Raw genomic sequence first — 16555 nt, 5'->3', positions numbered from 1 at the left:
CAAGAAGCCAAAAATACGAGATAATCAAGCGATGAAGCAGCAGAAATTCGCAGTTTTTGATATCGATGGTACGCTTATTCGTGGCGGGCTGTACCGGCAGTTGGTGCTTGGACTGATTGATGCTGGCGCCATCCCCGAGGTCCACGCCTCGATCATTCAGCAAAAATTGCTCAGCTGGAAACGGCGAGAGTCAAAAGACGCCTATGATGAGTACGAACTGAGTTTGGTCAACGCTATTGCCAGCTCGCTCGCTAACATCCCGACCGCGGTGTTTGACGAGGTGGTAAGTAGCATTGTCGAGAGGGAGCTCGACCACGTTTACACCTACACGCGGCATCGCCTACGCGAGCTAAAGCAGGCGGGCTATTTTCTGATCGCTATCTCTGGTTCGCAGCAAGAGTTAGTCGAGCCATTTGCTAAAAAATACGGCTTTGACGCCTGGGCGTCTCAGGTGTATGAACGACGCGGCGACACATTTACCGGCACAATCATCACCAAAACGTATACCAATAAAGACAAGATCCTCCAAGGAATTATTGATAAGCACGGGCTAACGCTCACTGGTAGTTATGCCTTTGGTGACAGCGAAGGCGATCGGCACCTCCTGGCGATGGTTGAGCATCCCGTCGTCTTTAATCCAACGGAAAAACTACTTGAAATTGCCAAAACCAACGGCTGGCCAATTGTCCTGGAGCGTAAAAGCGTGGTGTTTGAACTCAAGAAAGGCAAACATGGATACTTTTTGGCGCAAGCAGGAAAAATCTAAGCCGCTGTTTCCCGACGTTGAATGGAATCGGCCAGAGCGCCGCGACCAGGCCGGGCGGCTGGGGATCGTTGGCGGCAACAAACTCGGCTTTGCGGCGGTGGCAACCAGCTACCAGGCAGCACGTGACGCCGGGGCAGGCGAAGTGCGAGTCGTGCTACCCGACACATTGCGCCGCACCGTGCCAGCAGCGATGACCGACGTTCTCTTTGCGCCGACCAATCCGTCCGGCGGCCTCAGTGGCGCGGCAGCAGGCGAATTAGCCGCCCTCGGCGAGTGGGCTAACGTCATGCTGCTGATCGGCGACGCCGGCAAAAATAGCGAAACGGCCGCGCTGTACGAGCAGTTTGTGCGCCAGTACCACCGGCCGATCGTACTGAGCCGCGACGCCATCGACCTGGTGCAAAACAGCTTTCCCACCATCCTCGATAATCCCCACGTCGTCTTTGTCGCCTCGTTCGCCCAAGTACAGAAACTGTTTCGCAGCGTCTACTATCCAAAAATCCTGACATTCAGCATGCAGCTGGCGCAACTAGTCGAGGCGCTGCACAAATTCACCATCACCTATCCAGTCACGCTAGCAGTCTTTCACGCCGATCAATTGGTCATCGCACGGGGCGGGGAAGTCATCACCCAAGCCTGGGCCGAGCCAATGCAGCTTTGGCGCGGACAAACCGCTGCGCGCGCCGCCAGCTACCTCTTGTGGTCGCCGGAGGCACCGCTGGCAGCCATCAGCACCAGCATGGCCGCTAGCGTATAAACCAGGGCGGTTCCCACCAGCTCTTGACGATTTATAAACTGCGCGGTATAACAAGGATAGCTATGTCACGAAAATGCCTGATTTACCATCCTGTGGCTGAATTTCCTCTGTCAGATCCAGATTTTACTCAAGAGATACAGGAACGATTTAGTAGACTGAATGACAACCCCATAAAACCAACGCAACCCGAGGAGCGTCATCTTACTATCCTAGGCGCACGAGAATACCCAAAGGTCCTACATCCATCTAGACTGCGCATTCATCTACCAGAGCAATCACAAAAGAGCCTTGAGCTCAACGTAGTTGGTGCTCGTATGTTAGGAGGGTGTGCACTCACTCTGGTATTCAACGACCTCAGCCAAACTTTACCGCGGGAAGAAAGACGATGTATCAAGCAAGCATTTATAGAAGCAGGGGCTACCACTCCTCACCATAAAAAATTCAAGCCACACGTCACCATTGCCAAGATTCCTAGAGGAGTTAGTCGACGACAAGTAATCCACTGGACAGAAAATATGCTACCAACAGACCCAACCATCATCGTTGGCGGCATCACGCAGAACAACCTCTTGGGTAAAGAGTTTGACGAAAAACCCTTTATCAAGTTCATTTTTGGTAATGAAGGCCACTTTATTCCACGAGCTACCGACCATACACCTCCGCCACAACGAGACCAAAGAAACAGAAGGAATAGCCACCACTCCCGTCCCTAGCGCTACCTTGTTGTGAAGTATTGCCATCAATAAAACTCCCGCTACAAAAACGGGAATAAAAATTAAATGAATTGTGAGGCGACCTCTGGTACCGCGGGCCGGACTTGAACCGGCACGAGCGATTGCTCACCAGATTTTGAGTCTAGCGCGTCTACCAATTCCGCCACCGCGGCACGAGAGAACGCCCCAAGTCATCCGAGGGTAATTATACCACGGCCGCTACCACATCAGCAAGAGCCCGAATGCTTTATCTTTCCGGCGTTTTCCCGTATAATAAGAGGTGATGAATCCTCATGACGATCAGTTTGGCAGGCGAGTGGGAGCGCCAATCTCGAGTCAACCTCGTCCGCTTACGCCGCCGCCACGTGATTATTCCGGCTCGCAAGCTGCTGCCGCCAATGTTATTCGTGATCAAATCAATGCTATTTACGGCGGTCGCGGCACCGAATCAACGCCACACACCACACCGGTGGTTCAACCGCGCCCTATAGAGCAGCCACATCCAGAACCGACCGAGCGCACCACTGTCACGCCGCCACCGCGCACGCCAAGCCCGCACGCCCTGAACACCGCGCCACCGGCAGCACAACCGACCCAGCCGATTGCAGCGTCATCTCCCGCTCATCCCGCTCACATCACCGAGTCACCCCAGCCCCAACCAGCGAACAAGTCAACGGACAAGCCCACCGCCGCGCCACCAACCACACAGCCGCAACCGACCGCCCCGGCCAAAACTCCCACTCATCAGCCGCAAATCACCGCCGATCAGTGGAAGCAGTACCACAGCTCGTGGCAAAAATATTACCAGATGTACTACGAGCGCTATTATGCCTCGCACCTTGATCAAAAGCAACAGGAATTTGACCGGCTGGTCAAGTCTGCTCGCGACGCCAACACCGCTGCCGCGCCGGCCATGACCGATATGTTGTCCGCCCAAAGCCCCATCAAGCGCCTCCGTGCCCAGATCCAGCAGACCGTCCGCGACAAGGCCAAAAAAGTCACCAAGTCACGCCATTTCATCCCGGCACTGGCAGGCGTACTGGTGCTGCTAGCATTCGTCTTTTTGCAGTACAACCGCGTTCTGTTCGGTATCGCCGCCGCCTACACCACCCCGGGCAATGTTGATCCACAAAACATCATCGTTAATCCAGCAAGCAGCGCGGCTGTTGGCCCCGACCCACGGCTGATCATCCCCAAGCTCAACGTTGATGTGCCGGTCATTTATGGCGTAAACGCGGCCGACCATAACGCTCAAATGAAAGCAATGGAGAAGGGCGCTGCTCACTTTGCGATCGCTGGCGCTAACGCCGTGCCTGGCCAAGTTGGTAATGCCGTCTTCTCGGCACACTCTTCTAACGATGCCTTCGCTGCCGGTGACTATAAGTTTGTCTTTGCCCAAAACGAAAAGCTCGTCAAAGACGACATCATCTACATGCACTACCAGGGCAAGCGCTACACCTACGCCGTCACCAAAAAAGAAGTCGTCCTGCCAAACGAGGTCAGCCGTGTCCAAATTCAAACCGATAAGCCGATGCTCACTTTGATCAGCTGTGTACCGCTTGGCACCGCCGAAAAACGCCTGCTGGTCTTTGCCGAGCAAATCAGCCCCGACCCATCTGGTGCTACCAAATCGACCGAGCCAGTCACCACTCGATCCGCCGCTATCCCGGGTAAGCCATCGCCAACACTGCTTGAGCGATTATTCGGCGCCAAAGAATAAAGCACAATAAGATTCAAATTAGCACTTAGCGCTTGATCGTCATTCGCAGCCGCGACATCGTCACCGTGCCGTTATCGGCTCGACGGAAAGCATACAACCAGTCGCCGTCGTGCGACAGTGACGCATCAAACCCTTCGCTGGCCTCGAGCATCGTTGACTGATTAGCGCCGTCGAACTCGCGCATCACCAGCTTGCCACCCTCAACACTCCACACGTGATAATCATCCAGCCAGTCAAGCACCGTCCCCGTCGGCAGCGCCGTATCGTGCGACATCGACTGCCGTTCAATATCATAACTCATAAAACCAGCCCCCGTTCGCATCAAGACAAACCGCCCGGTACCGCTCAGATCTAGTTCAGTCAGTTGCTCGCCGGCGGTGATCGACTTGACGCGGCTGAGTAATTTTGATGCCGACGAGCTCGACCCGTCCAGCGCCGCGCCCATGTGCAGCGTCACCGCCGAGCCAACGCCAACCACCAGCACATCTTTATTATCATAGCGCGAGAACTTGATCATCAACGGCGTCGAAGCCTCCGCCTCAGTCTGTCGCCGCACGACCACTGGCTCAGTCCAGTCCTTACGCCAAATACCCGCCAGCTGCAGCTTGCTCGTGCCATTCGTCCCGACGTAGGTGATATAATCCGTACCATACACCGAGAACGATTGCACATGACTGATCAGCGGCGCAGAAATCGTCGCCGCGTTTAAGTCCGCTCGCCGCAGTTCACCGCTCGATTGTAGTACATACAGTTCGTTGCCGCTCTCACCGAGGAAGCGCACGTCTTTTAGCTCCAGCCCGATCACTTTCGCGATATCAACCACTGTCTTATTCTCGCGGTCGACTTTCAGCCACTGGACCTTTTCGCCTTGGCCTTCGACCACGTAGGTGTGTTTGAGAATGGCGTAGCGATTACCGGAATCCCACTCAACAATCTTGAGCGCATGCGCCGTCGACTGACCGCCATAGCCTGCCACCACCGACGTATCCAGCGTCACCTCATTAAACTTTGGCTTATCCGAATCGCGCAAATCGCCCCAAACGATCTTTGGCGCATCGGTCGCTTGCATCACACCCAGCATGAACCGCCAATTTGGCGAAAATCGCACCGAGGCCAGCGACGAAAATTCCTTGACCGAGCTCACCACTCGCTCGCTCGGCACTAGCCGCGCGTATGATAGCCAGGTCAGCGTGCCGGCCTTGACCTCGACAACTTTGCGCCACTCGTCATAGCCATCCAGCCGCATGGAAAATTGATGCTGCCCCTCGGGAAGCATGCCCTTGATATGCGTCTTGCCGAGCTCCATGCCATCGACGGACACCCGTGCGCCTTGCGGCCGCGAATCATACTGCACCAGCGCCCGCTGCTCAACTGTCTGTGTCTTGAGATCTAGCTGATAGCCAAGCGTATGAAAAATCAAAATAAATGCCAGCGTACATACCGCCAGTACCATAATTGTGTAGATCAGCGTCCTGCGAGCAAGTTCTAGGCCGCGCTTTTGCTTTCGATACATAATGAGAGATTATACCACATTTCGCCCCTTGCAAAAAGCATGTCCTCTTTGTACAATAAACAATAAGCATTAGGAATACGAGGGGTTCATGAACAAACAAATCATCCATAAAACCGTCCATAAAACTGCCGGTCAAAAGTCAACGACGCTCAGTCGCCGCCATGTTGCTGCGCCGTCGCACGCCAAGCGTCGCCTGGCCAGCCGTCCTGACGTCACACGAAACACTACAGTCCCGATGAGCGTTCATGTCAATAAATTTGCACCGTCCGCGCCAACCATCCCGCCACAACCAACCAAACGCGACCGTCCAGCCGAACCGCACCCGACTGTCGTGCGCGCCCAGGCTCGTGCTGCCGAGCAGCCTCATCAGACCACCCGAACTGCAACTCGCCGCAGTCCGACCACACCGCCTCATCACTCGACTCGTATCATCCAGCCAAACCAAGCTCCAGCCAAACAGCATCCGGCGATCCTCGCACCCAAGCCAGCCGCCGTTCTCAAAAATGAAGCCATCACCGAAGCCCTGCAGCGTGCAACCACGCCGCAAAAAGCACCGCGCCGCGCTAAAAAACCAAAGAGCCGCATCGGTCGCTGGCTGCAAGTCGCCTCCGTCGGCTTGGCTATCATGCTGATCGGTGGTTATTTTACGTATCTTGGCATGCCTAACATCTCCACCCGTATCGCCGCCATCCAATCTGGTGTTAACGCCAAATACCCCGGCTATCGACCGACCGGCTATGCCCTCAGCGGCCCGATTACCTTCAAGAGCGGGGAAGTCCGCATGAAATTCGCCTACGCTGACGGCGGCCAATCTTACACCATCACCCAGCAAAAAAGTTCGCTCAATTCCGCCGCCCTCAAAGAGACCCTGACCGCCGACGGCGGCGACGTCCAGACCACCACCGCCGGCGGTCTGACTATTTACAGCACCGACCGGACGGCCAGCTGGATCAATGGCGGCGTCCTCTACCAAATCACCCTCGGCGGGGCATTGTCAAGCGAGCAGATCACCAAAATTGCCACTAGTTTATAATCAGCCCCGTAAGCACCGCACACCCCTCACGTTTACCAGCGCTGCGGCCTCATGCTATAATCACCCCATGACTACACGCACTCGTTTCGCACCCTCGCCAACAGGGTTTTTACACGTTGGCGGCATTCGCACGGCATTATTTGCTTTTCTCGTCGCCCGGCAGGCCGGCGGCCAATTTATCCTGCGCCTCGAAGACACTGACAAGGCCCGCGAAGTTGCCGGCAGCCGCGAGCATCTCATCGCCAGCCTCAAGGCGCTGCACCTCGACTACGACGAAGGGCCAGACATTGGTGGGCCACACGGACCGTACGTCCAAAGCCAGCGGCTCGAGCATTACCGCCAGTGGGCACAAAAATTAATTGACGCCGACCGCGCTTACGCTGATCCGTACACGCCCGAGCAAATCCAAGCGTTTCGTGACGCCGCTCAGGCCGAGAAGCGTGCCTTTCGCTACCGCGACCATCGCCCCGACAATCCACCAGCTTGGGATGGCACCACGCCGCTGCGGTTCAAGGCTGAGCCCAAAAGCTACACCTATCACGACGAGGTCATGGGTGACGTCACCACCAGCCCCGAGGTCGTTGACGACTTCATCCTCATCAAGTCTGACGGCTACCCGACCTACAATTTTGCCCACATCATCGACGACGCCGAGATGAATATCACTCACGTCATTCGCGGCCAAGAATTCATCTCCAGCATGCCAAATTATCTGGCACTCTACGAAGCACTGGGCTTGCCGCGGCCCGTGTTCGCGCATCTGCCACACATCATGAACGAGCAGGGTAACAAGAAATTAGGCAAGCGCGACGGCGCCAAAGACGTGCTGGATTATATCCGTGATGGCTATCTGCCAGAGGCGCTGGATAGCTTTATCGCCACCATGGGCTGGAACGACGGCACCGAGCAAGAGACCTTCACCATGAGCGAATTGACCGCCAAATTCAGCCTCAGCCGCGTGCAGCGCTCGGGCGCTCGCTTTGACGAAAAGCGGCTGCTGTGGACGAATGGGCAGTTTATCCGCTCGCTGACGCTGGATGATTTGGCCGAGCGGGTTAATGATTTTTGGCCGGACAGCGCAGTTGGGGCAGACGAGGAGTATCGCCGGCGCGTCCTAGCGCTGGCGCAAGACCGCGTAAAAACCCTGCGTGACCTCGGTGGATTTGGCTACTTTTTTGCGGAGCCCGAGATTAACATGGAACTTATTGACGGCAACAAGCAGCTCAAGAAGTTATCTGAGAGCGAACGGCGCAGGCTGCTAGAGACTGCCCACCACGAACTCACCACGCTCACCGATTGGACACCAGACACAATTCAAACTCGGCTAAACGAACTGCTGGAAATCACAGGCCAAAAGCCCGGCATTCTCTTTAGTCTCATCCGCATCGCCATCACCTGGGCGCCGTTTAGCCCGCAGCTGAATGACACGCTGGCGCTGATCGGCCGCGAGCGCACGCTGGCGCGGCTTGAGCGGGGAATTACCGCGTTCTCGGCGGGCGTGAGTCTATCAGTAATTGCTACGCCATAGACACCAACTGGCCAGCACACTGCTCCGTTTACCACCGCATGTCGCTTATGCTATACTAAACCCATGCACATCAAGAATCCTCGCCCAGCCACCGCGGCCAAAAAACCGACGGTAAAATCAGCTAAACTTGAGCCGGCATCACCAAACGCCCCGGCCAAAAAACGCTCGTTTGCCCAATGGTGTAAAAAGCACTTGTGGGCGATTGTCCTCATCACCGCCTCGCTGGTTATCGCTGGTATTTTCATCGTCGCTATCAATTCTGTCCAGCACGACGGCGGTCTACCGTTCTTCACTGCCAAGAAAAAGCCAACCAAATTCTACTCACCGCTCACCGGCCTCGAGGTCGCTGATGAAGCGGCCACCAAGCAACCCGTCACTGGTGTCATGATCGAGAACAGTCCCGACGCTCGCCCACAGTCCGGCTTATCAAGAGCTGGCATTGTCTACGAGGCGGTTGCCGAGGGCGGCATCACGCGCTTCCTCGCTGTCTATCAGGGCGCCAAGCCAGCCCTCATCGGCCCAGTCCGTAGCCTTCGCCTCTATTACCTCAGCTGGGGGGCACAATACCAAGCCTCCATCGCCCATGTTGGCGGCAGCTCAAACGCCCTCGACACCGTCCGCAGCAGCGGCTACCGCGACATCGACCAATTCTTTAACGGCGGCAGTTATTGGCGGGCCAGCGACCGCCGCGCCCCACACAATGTCTACACATCCGGTGAGAAACTTGATGCCCTCAACGCCGCTAAAGGCTTCAAAGAGTCATCATTTACCGGCTTCAAGCGCGGTGATGGCAAACCGGCCGAAACACCGAACGCCACTACCATCCAGCTCAATTTTAGCGGCGCCACCTACAACACCGCCTATGCTTATAACAAGGCAACCAACACCTATAAACGCTCGCTAGCTGGCGCGCCGCACGCCGATCGGGAAGGCGGCCAGATCGCCCCACGCGTCGTCATTGCTCTCGAAGCACCGCTCGAGCGACGCGTCGGGCCAGATGGCTACGAGGACACCGTCACCATTGGCTCGGGCAAGGCGACCGTCTTCCAAAACGGTACCGCTACGGCTGCCACCTGGAAGAAAGACAGTCTCACCGCACCGCTCAAACTGCTTGATGAAAATGGTAAAGACTTTACCCTGAATCGCGGCCAAACATGGATCGGCGTCTTTACGCCCGGGCGGGGATCCGTCACGTGGCGATGATAGCTGGCGGCACGTCAATTTGCAGCTTTCGACGATACCACCGGCGCATGTTGTTCGCTTGCACACTGGCCGGGCAGGCAGCCGTAGCGCTCATCGGCGGTGTGATTCTCAGTGTCACCAGCGTCACCTCGTGGAGTCACCCAGCGTTCTGGCTAATCACTGGTACGATTTTCATCGTCGGCAGTCTTTTTTCGACCATGTTGATCATCATTGCCGGTCGGCCGCTTGATGATATCTTGACCGCCCTGATCCATAAACGCGGCGAGCGCACCACCACGCCGCTACCAAACCCGAACGCCGAGCAACACGCCAAAACCGGCTTCAAGACCGTCCTTGAACTCATCTACGACGAGCCGACTCAACCCGCACCACCGCCAAGCCCCGACGCGCTACTGACCCAAGCGCTCAATCACACCAGCTGCGGCATCATCGTCCTTGACCCCGCCAAACGCATCATCTCCGCCAACAAGGCTGCACCAATTGCCACTGACGCCGACGGCCAGCCGTATCTGGCGCTGGATTTTCTCAACGAGCAGTCGCTCGACGCCTGGCTCAGCGACGCTGACGCCCGCCAAGTCTCCGCCGAGCGGACCTGGCGCCATGTCGCCACTACCAACGGTGCCTTCAAAAAAACTCGCTTCTTTGACATCATCGCCTCCTACCAAAAAGACGCACCCGGCGAGACCGTCATCGTCCTCATCGACCGCTCAGCCCAATATCTGCCCGAGGAAGAAGACCTCAATTTCATCTCTTTCGCCGCCCACGAACTCCGCGGCCCGATCACCATCATCCGCGGTTATCTCGACGTCCTCGCCGAGGAGCTGGCCGGCCGACTCAAGGGTGACGAACCGCAGCTGCTGGCGCGACTGACGGTCTCTGCCAACCGCCTATCTGGTTATATCAATAACATTCTCAACGTCGCCAAGTTCGACCGCCACCACCTCAGCATCCACCTTGCCGAGGACTCGCTTTCTGACATCTATGGCTCGATCGCCGACGACATGCAGCTGCGCGCATCGACGCAGCACCGCTTGCTCAACATCAGCATCCCAAGCGACCTACCGACCGTCGCTGCCGACCGCTCCAGCATCAGCGAAGTCATCTCCAACCTCATCGATAACGCCATCAAGTACAGCTTTGAGGGCGGCACCGTCTCTGTCAACGCCGAACAAAAAGGCGATTTTATCGAAGTCTCCGTCACCGACAACGGCGTCGGCATGCCACCGAGCGTCGTCAAAAATCTATTTCACAAATTCTACCGCTCGCACCGCAGCCGCGAAACCGTCTCCGGCACCGGCATCGGCCTCTATATCTGCAAGGCCTTTATTGAGAGTCACGGCGGCCACATCACCGCTCGCTCCAAAGAGAACGAAGGCTCGGTCTTTTCGTTTACCGTGCCGGTGTACGCCGCCGTCAAGGACAAGCTGCTCGAGGACGGACAGCTCAATCGCAATCTGATCCGCCAGGGCGGTGGCTGGATAAAAAATCACGCTATGTATCGAGGATAAGAGGAGGGAAGTATGGCGATCAAAACAATCTTGTGCGTTGAGGACGACCGCTTTATCGGCGAGATGTATGTGCGTAGCCTGCAAAAAGCTGGCTATGACGTGACGTGGGTGGTCGATGGTAATGACGGGCTAGTCATGGCCCGGAGTCAGCCGTTTGACTTGATCATCCTTGATCTAATGCTACCTGAACAGCGCGGCGACCAAATCTTGGACGCTCTGCGCTCTGATGATACCGACCTGATTCCCAACAGTAAAATCCTCATCATGACTAACTTTGAGCAGGACGACGCCACCAAATCCGCCATCATGAACCGCGTTGACGGCTACCTCATCAAGGCCGACATCACGCCCCGCAAGCTGATCGACGTCGTCAACAAGATGGGCTAGACACCCCCGGCTAACCATGCTATAATGACCCGGTAGCTTTAACGCGGCCCTATCGTCTAGCGGTTAGGACACTGGGTTCTCATCCCAGCAACCCGGGTTCGATTCCCGGTAGGGTCACCAAACCTTTTCATACCTGCACTTGGGTGATATAAGATTATAATCGCCCGTTTTCTTTGTAAAAGTTTCTGAGTCGTAATGTATAGTGACAGTAAGAGAAAAACATTTCTCAAAAAATGAAAGGAGAACAGCTATGAAAAATGAGGTCATGAAAGTATTTAATGCTTATACAGAAGCATTATCAAAGGGAGACGTTGAAGCAGTTTTTGAAACGATGTCCGATGATATTGTATGGCACATGGGAGGAGAGGGTCCACTTTCAGGAATTGTTAAAGGAAAACAGGCGCTAGGAGAGCGTCTAGGAGAATTTATCAAAAGAAGTAATGGTACATTTAGAGTAATTACAAATTGGGCTGCAAGTAATGACTGTTTTGTGGCTGCCAGTGTCGTTTCTTTAGCTGAAAAAGAAGGTGAAAAACTAAATGACCCGGGTATTGACCTATTCAAAATAGATAATGGCAAGATACAAGAAGTGTGGACTTTTGCAGAACAACAAGACGAAGAAGATAAGTTTTGGGAATAAATCAAATTCATCCCTAGTAAAACAATTAAAAAATTATATACAATGATATAATAATTGATTTTTGCTAAAGAATAAAAATCAAATCGTTCTAGTTAGGTGAGCCTTTTTAGCGACAACATGAGTTTTGCCATTGATACTCCACCATAGTATGATTTCATTATGACAATCCGCCCCTTCCACCCCAAAGACCGTACCGCAATCGATGAGCTGGCGATCAAACTGCACGCACATTTTGCGCAGGTTGACGATACAGCGGAATCGCTGCCGTTCGCTAGCCCGCGAGACGCGCACGGCTATATGCAGCGGATGATTGACGATAGCGAGGATATGAACGGCGCGATGTATGTTGCCGAGGAGAATGGCCAGGTGGTCGGCTTTATTCAGGGCGTGATTATTGATCATCGGCCTGGTCAGGACGCCGTTTTCGATGCGGTGCATGAGCCGCGAAAAGACGGCTGGATCGGGCTGCTCTATGTCGAGCCAGAACAGCGCGGCAGCGGTATCGGGCGAGCCTTGCTGGACGAAATGAAGCGCTATTTCCAGAGTAAAAATTGCGATACCTTGCGGCTAAAAGTGCTGAGCGGCAATCAGCCCGCCATAGCGTTCTATGAAAAATATGGTCTTACGGCCCGCGAAGTAGAAATGATAACAAAACTGTGGTAGGTTTTTCGGGATCTCGGCTTGAAGCGGCGCCCCACCGCGCGCTATACTGATACTATGGCCCGCGAAATTCTTACCATTGAGCATCTCAGCAAGACGTACGGTTCGGGTGATAGTGCCACGCGTGCGCTCAAGGACGTCAGTTTTTCGATTCGTCACGGCGATTTTCTGATGATCACGGGGCGCAATGGTTCGGGCAAATCGACCTTTATGCATCAGGTGGCGATGCTAGATCGCCCTGATAGCGGCACGATTTGGTTTGATAGTAGGGGTGACGAGACACCGGCGATAGAGATCACTCAGCTACCAGAAAAACAGCGAATTGAACTGCGCCTGCGCCAAGTTGGCTATATTTTTCAAGAGTACGCCCTGATTCGTGAGCTCACCGCCCTAGAAAACGTCATGTTGCCGCGGCTGATGTGGTGCTCGGCGAAGATTGCCCGACAAAAAGCCTTGCACGAACTGGATCGTGTTGGTTTGAAGGACAGAGCGCGCCATCTGCCATCGCAATTATCTGGCGGCGAACAGCAGCGCGTGGCGATTGCCCGGGCTCTGGTCAATGAGCCGCACATTATCTTTGCCGACGAGCCGACGGCTAACCTAGATACGGTTGCCTCAACAAATGTCATGGAAACATTGAAGGAAATTAATGCCAGCGGCATAACCTTGGTGATGATCTCGCATGAAGCTGATGAGCTAGCCTATGCCAAGCGGCAAATCGTGTTTGAAAACGGCAAACTAAAAGGCGAGCGCAAACCTTCAGCCGGGAGGCTACTATGAGCCAGGCTCGCAAAACGCAGGAAACGCAAACGCCACGCCAGCCCAAGAACAATCTGTGGCGCGAGTTCTTGCTAGGCTGGCGATTGATGCGGCAGTACATCGTGCGCGGCCGTAAGTGGACGCTGGGCCTGACGACGCTGCTGGTGGCGGTGGCATTCATCAATCTGGCCTTCATATCGTCGCTGCTAGCTGGCGTCACGTCGGCGATTGAATCGCAGATCAAGAATCTGATGGTCGGCGAGGCCTATATTGATGTCAAAAAGCCCGGCGAGTACATCACCAACGTTGATGATAAGCTGGCTGAAATCAAACGCATCGACGGCGTGACGGCGGCTGACAAAATCCTGGCTGTACCGGCGGTCTTAGGATATAACGATGACAAGCAGGTACAGGCTCGGATCAATGTCGTTAATCCACGAGACTTTCGCCAAACCCTGGAGGTCGCTAACCGCGTGTCGGACGGAACGTTTTTGGTGGGTGACGACGAGATCGTGCTGGGTAGCCGGCTGCTCGAGAGAGGTTCGCTCGAGGGGGTTAAAGTTGGCGATCGGGTAACGATAAATGTTAACGGTAAAAAGGTCGACGTTAAGGTCGGCGGTATTACCTCGACAAAGTTTTATAATGCAGATATTCAAGCGTACATCTCGCGCGATTTGTGGCGCAAGCTCACCAGCGGCATACCGAGCCATTTGACAGCTGGCGAAAACGATGCCAGCATGATCGTCGTGCGCACCAGCCGCGGCAAGGAGGCGTCGGTGCAACGAGCGCTTACTGACCTGAACTATCCGGGCCTGCGCGTTCACGATTGGCGCGACGGAGCGACGGTTATGGATACGATTACCGGTAGTTTTCAGTCGCTCAACGCTATTATGCTGATAGTCGGCATTATCATTGCGGCGGTGACGATCTTCATCGTGATTTACGTTGACATCATCAACAAGCGGCGGCAAATCGGCATTCAGCGGGCGATTGGCGTCAAGCCGCGAGTGATCGTCTTTAGCTATGTCCTATTGGCGCTATTTTATGCGGTGTGCGGTATAGCGGTCGGCTTGGCAATTTTCCTCGGTGGGCTGGTGCCATATGTGGTGGCACATCCGTTCAGTCTGCCAATTGCTGACGTGACGCTCAACATATCGTGGTGGGAATTGCTATTCCGTGCCGAGGTTGTGCTAGTGGTCGCCATCATCAGTGGTGCCATCCCCGCCATCATGGCCTCGCGGATGAAAATGCTCGAGGCGATTTTGGGGAAGGGCTAAGTGCACCTCTCGGGGCAGCTGAATACGTACCTGCCGTGACGTGGCTCAATGTGGGTATCATTTTTGCTCGTCTCGGTCTATAATACAAGCATGAAGTGGGCGGGGGATATTTCGCAGGTCGGTGAATTGTCGCGATTTTGGCTGCGGCGACTATGCGAGGCGGCTCTGTTCGTCGGGCTAGTCATCGTCCTCCTCTATGCTTGGGCGCGTTTTATCCCGACCGGCTACCGGCTACCCATCGGCGAAGCCATCACTGACCTCGCCGCCGCTATCAGCGCTCTTGTTAGCCTCACCGCGCTCATCCTCTGCCTGTGGCTACCACGACAAGCCATCACCGCCGTATCCATCGCCGTCTACGGCCTAATCATCCTCGCCGTCGGCTCGCTCGTCGCCACCAGCGGCTTTTTGGCCTCGCCATTCGCCGCCGCTTGGCTCAGCGCCGCAGTGTTCGCCGGCTTCTTTGGCTGGCCCGTCGTCCTCGGCATCAGCCTCCTCGTCGTCACCGCCATCACCACTGCCGCCATCACCCAGCACGCCAGCCCTATCGCCACGATTGGCGCGCTATTTTTTGGCCTGGCGCCACTAGCTCTTGGCTTTATCATCTGGCGCCATCAGCCGCGCGTCAGCAAACTCGGCGACATCTCTGAACTCCGCACCAAGCTATCCACCGCCGAGGGCACCTCTGACATTGTCATCAATACTATCGACGACGGCGTGCTGGCCATCTCGCGCGAGGGCAATATCGAGCTAATCAACCCCTCGGCTCAGCGGATCATCGGCTGGAATCAAGGCGACGCCCTCGGCCTCAAATGGCAAAGCGTCATTCAACTCGTCACCGCCGACGGCAAAGACGTCACCGTCACCGAAAACCCGGTCATGCAATCACTGATCAATAATCGGCCGGCACACTCCGACAAATTACTCCTCCGCACTGCCTCGGACAAGCAAATCCTCGTCTCCATCGTCGCCTCACCAGTTGGTAAAGATAGCGAAGGCATCATCGTCGTCTTTCGCGACATCACCAAGGAAAAAGCCGAGGAGCGCCAGCAAGCCGAATTCATTTCTACCGCCAGCCACGAAATGCGCACCCCCGTTGCCTCCATCGAGGGTTATCTCGGCCTGGCCCTCAACCCAGCCACCGCCCACATCGACGACAAGGCGCGCGATTTCATCACCAAGGCCCACGCCTCGGCCCAGCACCTCGGTCGACTGTTCCAGGATCTACTTGACATCAGCCGCGCCGAAGACGGACGCCTCAAGAACGAGCCACAGATTATCAATATCACCACCTTCGTCGGCGAGATTTTTGAGGGCCTGGCACCACGTGCCGCCGAAAAAGGCCTCGTCTGCACCTTCCGCCCGGACACCGCTGCCACCATCCAGCCAGCCTACTACGCCAACGTCGACGCCGATCACCTCCGCGAAGTTGTTTCTAACTTGATCGAAAACGCCATCAAATACACGCCCGACGGGGAAGTGGTTGTAGATATCACTGGTGATGACAAAACAATCACCATCAGCGTCCAAGATAGCGGCATCGGCATCCCCGCCGAAGACCTGCCGCACCTCTTTCAAAAGTTCTACCGCGTCGACAATTCCGACACCCGCGAGATCGGTGGCACCGGCCTCGGCCTGTATCTCAGCCGCCGCCTGACCGAGGCGATGTCTGGGCGCTTATTCGTCATCAGCGAATACCGCAAAGGCAGCACCTTCTTTCTCGAGATTCCTCGCACCCGCACCGACGAAGCTATGCGCCAATTACCAACCACTCCCGCACCGGCTGCTCCACCACTAACCACCGAGCCGCCAACCGCCGTCGCTGTCCAGCCGACCGTCCCGATCAACGCCACGCAACCAGACGCCACTGCCACTGTCCTCACTAAATCAGCCACGCCTCCGGTACCGCCGCCAAACTTTACTCCGCTGTCGCTGATGCCTACGACATCATCTGAACCGACCGCTGTCAAATCCGCCATACCTTCCGCACCGCCTGAACAAGCCGCTACACCAGCACCGCTTACCGCTCCAGAGCCGCCAACCGCCGAACAAAAACCATAACCACTATAGTATTTTGGCGCAAACTTCGGTATA

Annotated in this window: 15 protein-coding genes and 2 tRNA genes; 15 read left to right on the top strand and 2 right to left on the bottom strand. The window is 55.5% G+C overall.

Annotated features, from left to right (window positions below):
* Positions 1 to 31: 31 nt before the first annotated feature.
* The 3 genes from GWK78_01710 (at position 32) to GWK78_01700 (ending at position 2236) form a co-directional block, all read left to right on the top strand.
* The gene (locus GWK78_01710) at positions 32 to 766 is read left to right on the top strand and encodes an HAD-IB family hydrolase (protein QHU93744.1); all 735 of its coding nucleotides are present in this window, start codon (positions 32 to 34) and stop codon (positions 764 to 766) included.
* A complete protein-coding gene (locus GWK78_01705) occupies positions 732 to 1523 on the top strand; it encodes a hypothetical protein (protein QHU93743.1) in 792 nt (263 codons plus the stop codon). The genes GWK78_01710 and GWK78_01705 overlap by 35 nt, the downstream gene beginning before the upstream one ends.
* Before the next feature lie 62 nt (positions 1524 to 1585).
* Positions 1586 to 2236 (top strand): hypothetical protein, encoded by a 651-nt coding sequence (locus GWK78_01700; protein QHU93742.1) that lies wholly within the window; start codon positions 1586 to 1588, stop codon positions 2234 to 2236.
* Positions 2237 to 2322: 86 nt separating this feature from the next.
* Here GWK78_01700 and GWK78_01695 read toward each other — a convergent pair.
* Positions 2323 to 2409 (bottom strand) — tRNA-Leu (locus GWK78_01695).
* A gap of 110 nt (positions 2410 to 2519) precedes the next feature.
* Here GWK78_01695 and GWK78_01690 point away from each other — a divergent pair.
* Entirely contained in the window at positions 2520 to 3956 is a 1437-nt protein-coding gene (locus GWK78_01690; protein QHU93741.1) for a sortase, read from the top strand.
* A 25-nt stretch (positions 3957 to 3981) separates the two neighbouring features.
* On the opposite strand, the gene GWK78_01685 is transcribed toward GWK78_01690, so the two are convergent.
* Positions 3982 to 5469, bottom strand: a complete 1488-nt coding sequence (locus GWK78_01685; GenBank protein QHU93740.1) for a PEGA domain-containing protein — start codon at positions 5467 to 5469, stop codon at positions 3982 to 3984.
* Between the two features lie 88 nt (positions 5470 to 5557).
* Between GWK78_01685 and GWK78_01680 the strand changes: the two genes are divergently transcribed.
* The 11 genes from GWK78_01680 to GWK78_01630 all read left to right on the top strand — a co-directional run bounded on the left by GWK78_01680 (position 5558) and on the right by GWK78_01630 (position 16522).
* On the top strand, positions 5558 to 6502 hold the full coding sequence (locus GWK78_01680; GenBank protein ID QHU93739.1) for a DUF4367 domain-containing protein: 945 nt from the start codon (positions 5558 to 5560) through the stop codon (positions 6500 to 6502).
* Positions 6503 to 6569: 67 nt separating this feature from the next.
* Entirely contained in the window at positions 6570 to 8030 is a 1461-nt protein-coding gene (locus tag GWK78_01675; GenBank protein QHU93738.1) for a glutamate--tRNA ligase, read from the top strand.
* A gap of 63 nt (positions 8031 to 8093) precedes the next feature.
* Complete coding sequence (locus GWK78_01670) at positions 8094 to 9233, top strand: DUF3048 domain-containing protein (GenBank protein ID QHU93737.1); 1140 nt, start codon at positions 8094 to 8096, stop codon at positions 9231 to 9233.
* A complete protein-coding gene (locus GWK78_01665) occupies positions 9185 to 10741 on the top strand; it encodes a hypothetical protein (GenBank protein QHU93736.1) in 1557 nt (518 codons plus the stop codon). Before GWK78_01670 ends, GWK78_01665 begins: the two co-directional genes overlap by 49 nt.
* A gap of 12 nt (positions 10742 to 10753) precedes the next feature.
* Positions 10754 to 11128 (top strand): response regulator, encoded by a 375-nt coding sequence (locus GWK78_01660; GenBank protein ID QHU93735.1) that lies wholly within the window; start codon positions 10754 to 10756, stop codon positions 11126 to 11128.
* 45 nt (positions 11129 to 11173) lie between these two features.
* Positions 11174 to 11248 (top strand) — tRNA-Glu (locus GWK78_01655).
* Between the two features lie 130 nt (positions 11249 to 11378).
* Positions 11379 to 11768: a nuclear transport factor 2 family protein gene (locus GWK78_01650; GenBank protein QHU93734.1), complete on the top strand. Its 390-nt coding sequence runs from the start codon at positions 11379 to 11381 to the stop codon at positions 11766 to 11768.
* A 159-nt stretch (positions 11769 to 11927) separates the two neighbouring features.
* Entirely contained in the window at positions 11928 to 12431 is a 504-nt protein-coding gene (locus GWK78_01645; protein ID QHU93733.1) for a GNAT family N-acetyltransferase, read from the top strand.
* 54 nt (positions 12432 to 12485) lie between these two features.
* A complete protein-coding gene (locus GWK78_01640) occupies positions 12486 to 13208 on the top strand; it encodes an ATP-binding cassette domain-containing protein (GenBank protein ID QHU93732.1) in 723 nt (240 codons plus the stop codon).
* Positions 13205 to 14464, top strand: coding sequence for an FtsX-like permease family protein (locus GWK78_01635; protein ID QHU93731.1), 1260 nt, complete (start codon positions 13205 to 13207; stop codon positions 14462 to 14464). Before GWK78_01640 ends, GWK78_01635 begins: the two co-directional genes overlap by 4 nt.
* 90 nt (positions 14465 to 14554) lie before the next feature.
* Positions 14555 to 16522: a PAS domain-containing protein gene (locus GWK78_01630; GenBank protein ID QHU93730.1), complete on the top strand. Its 1968-nt coding sequence runs from the start codon at positions 14555 to 14557 to the stop codon at positions 16520 to 16522.
* The last annotated feature ends 33 nt before the right edge of the window (positions 16523 to 16555 follow it).

It is taken from the genome of Candidatus Saccharibacteria bacterium oral taxon 488, from assembly GCA_010202845.1.
GTDB lineage: Bacteria > Patescibacteriota > Saccharimonadia > Saccharimonadales > Saccharimonadaceae > Nanosynbacter.
This window is presented reverse-complemented; position numbering and strand designations above follow the sequence as displayed.

Bases quoted from the DNA above. Each gene is read 5' to 3' on its own strand.
- GWK78_01710 (QHU93744.1), top strand. From the start codon at position 32: ATGAAGCAGCAGAAATTCGCAGTTTTTGATATCGATGGTACGCTTATT.
- GWK78_01705 (QHU93743.1), top strand. From the start codon at position 732: ATGGATACTTTTTGGCGCAAGCAGGAAAAATCTAAGCCGCTGTTTCCC.
- GWK78_01700 (QHU93742.1), top strand. From the start codon at position 1,586: ATGTCACGAAAATGCCTGATTTACCATCCTGTGGCTGAATTTCCTCTG.
- GWK78_01690 (QHU93741.1), top strand. From the start codon at position 2,520: ATGAATCCTCATGACGATCAGTTTGGCAGGCGAGTGGGAGCGCCAATC.
- GWK78_01685 (QHU93740.1), bottom strand. From the start codon at position 5,469: ATGTATCGAAAGCAAAAGCGCGGCCTAGAACTTGCTCGCAGGACGCTG.
- GWK78_01680 (QHU93739.1), top strand. From the start codon at position 5,558: ATGAACAAACAAATCATCCATAAAACCGTCCATAAAACTGCCGGTCAA.
- GWK78_01675 (QHU93738.1), top strand. From the start codon at position 6,570: ATGACTACACGCACTCGTTTCGCACCCTCGCCAACAGGGTTTTTACAC.
- GWK78_01670 (QHU93737.1), top strand. From the start codon at position 8,094: ATGCACATCAAGAATCCTCGCCCAGCCACCGCGGCCAAAAAACCGACG.
- GWK78_01665 (QHU93736.1), top strand. From the start codon at position 9,185: ATGGATCGGCGTCTTTACGCCCGGGCGGGGATCCGTCACGTGGCGATG.
- GWK78_01660 (QHU93735.1), top strand. From the start codon at position 10,754: ATGGCGATCAAAACAATCTTGTGCGTTGAGGACGACCGCTTTATCGGC.
- GWK78_01650 (QHU93734.1), top strand. From the start codon at position 11,379: ATGAAAAATGAGGTCATGAAAGTATTTAATGCTTATACAGAAGCATTA.
- GWK78_01645 (QHU93733.1), top strand. From the start codon at position 11,928: ATGACAATCCGCCCCTTCCACCCCAAAGACCGTACCGCAATCGATGAG.
- GWK78_01640 (QHU93732.1), top strand. From the start codon at position 12,486: ATGGCCCGCGAAATTCTTACCATTGAGCATCTCAGCAAGACGTACGGT.
- GWK78_01635 (QHU93731.1), top strand. From the start codon at position 13,205: ATGAGCCAGGCTCGCAAAACGCAGGAAACGCAAACGCCACGCCAGCCC.
- GWK78_01630 (QHU93730.1), top strand. From the start codon at position 14,555: ATGAAGTGGGCGGGGGATATTTCGCAGGTCGGTGAATTGTCGCGATTT.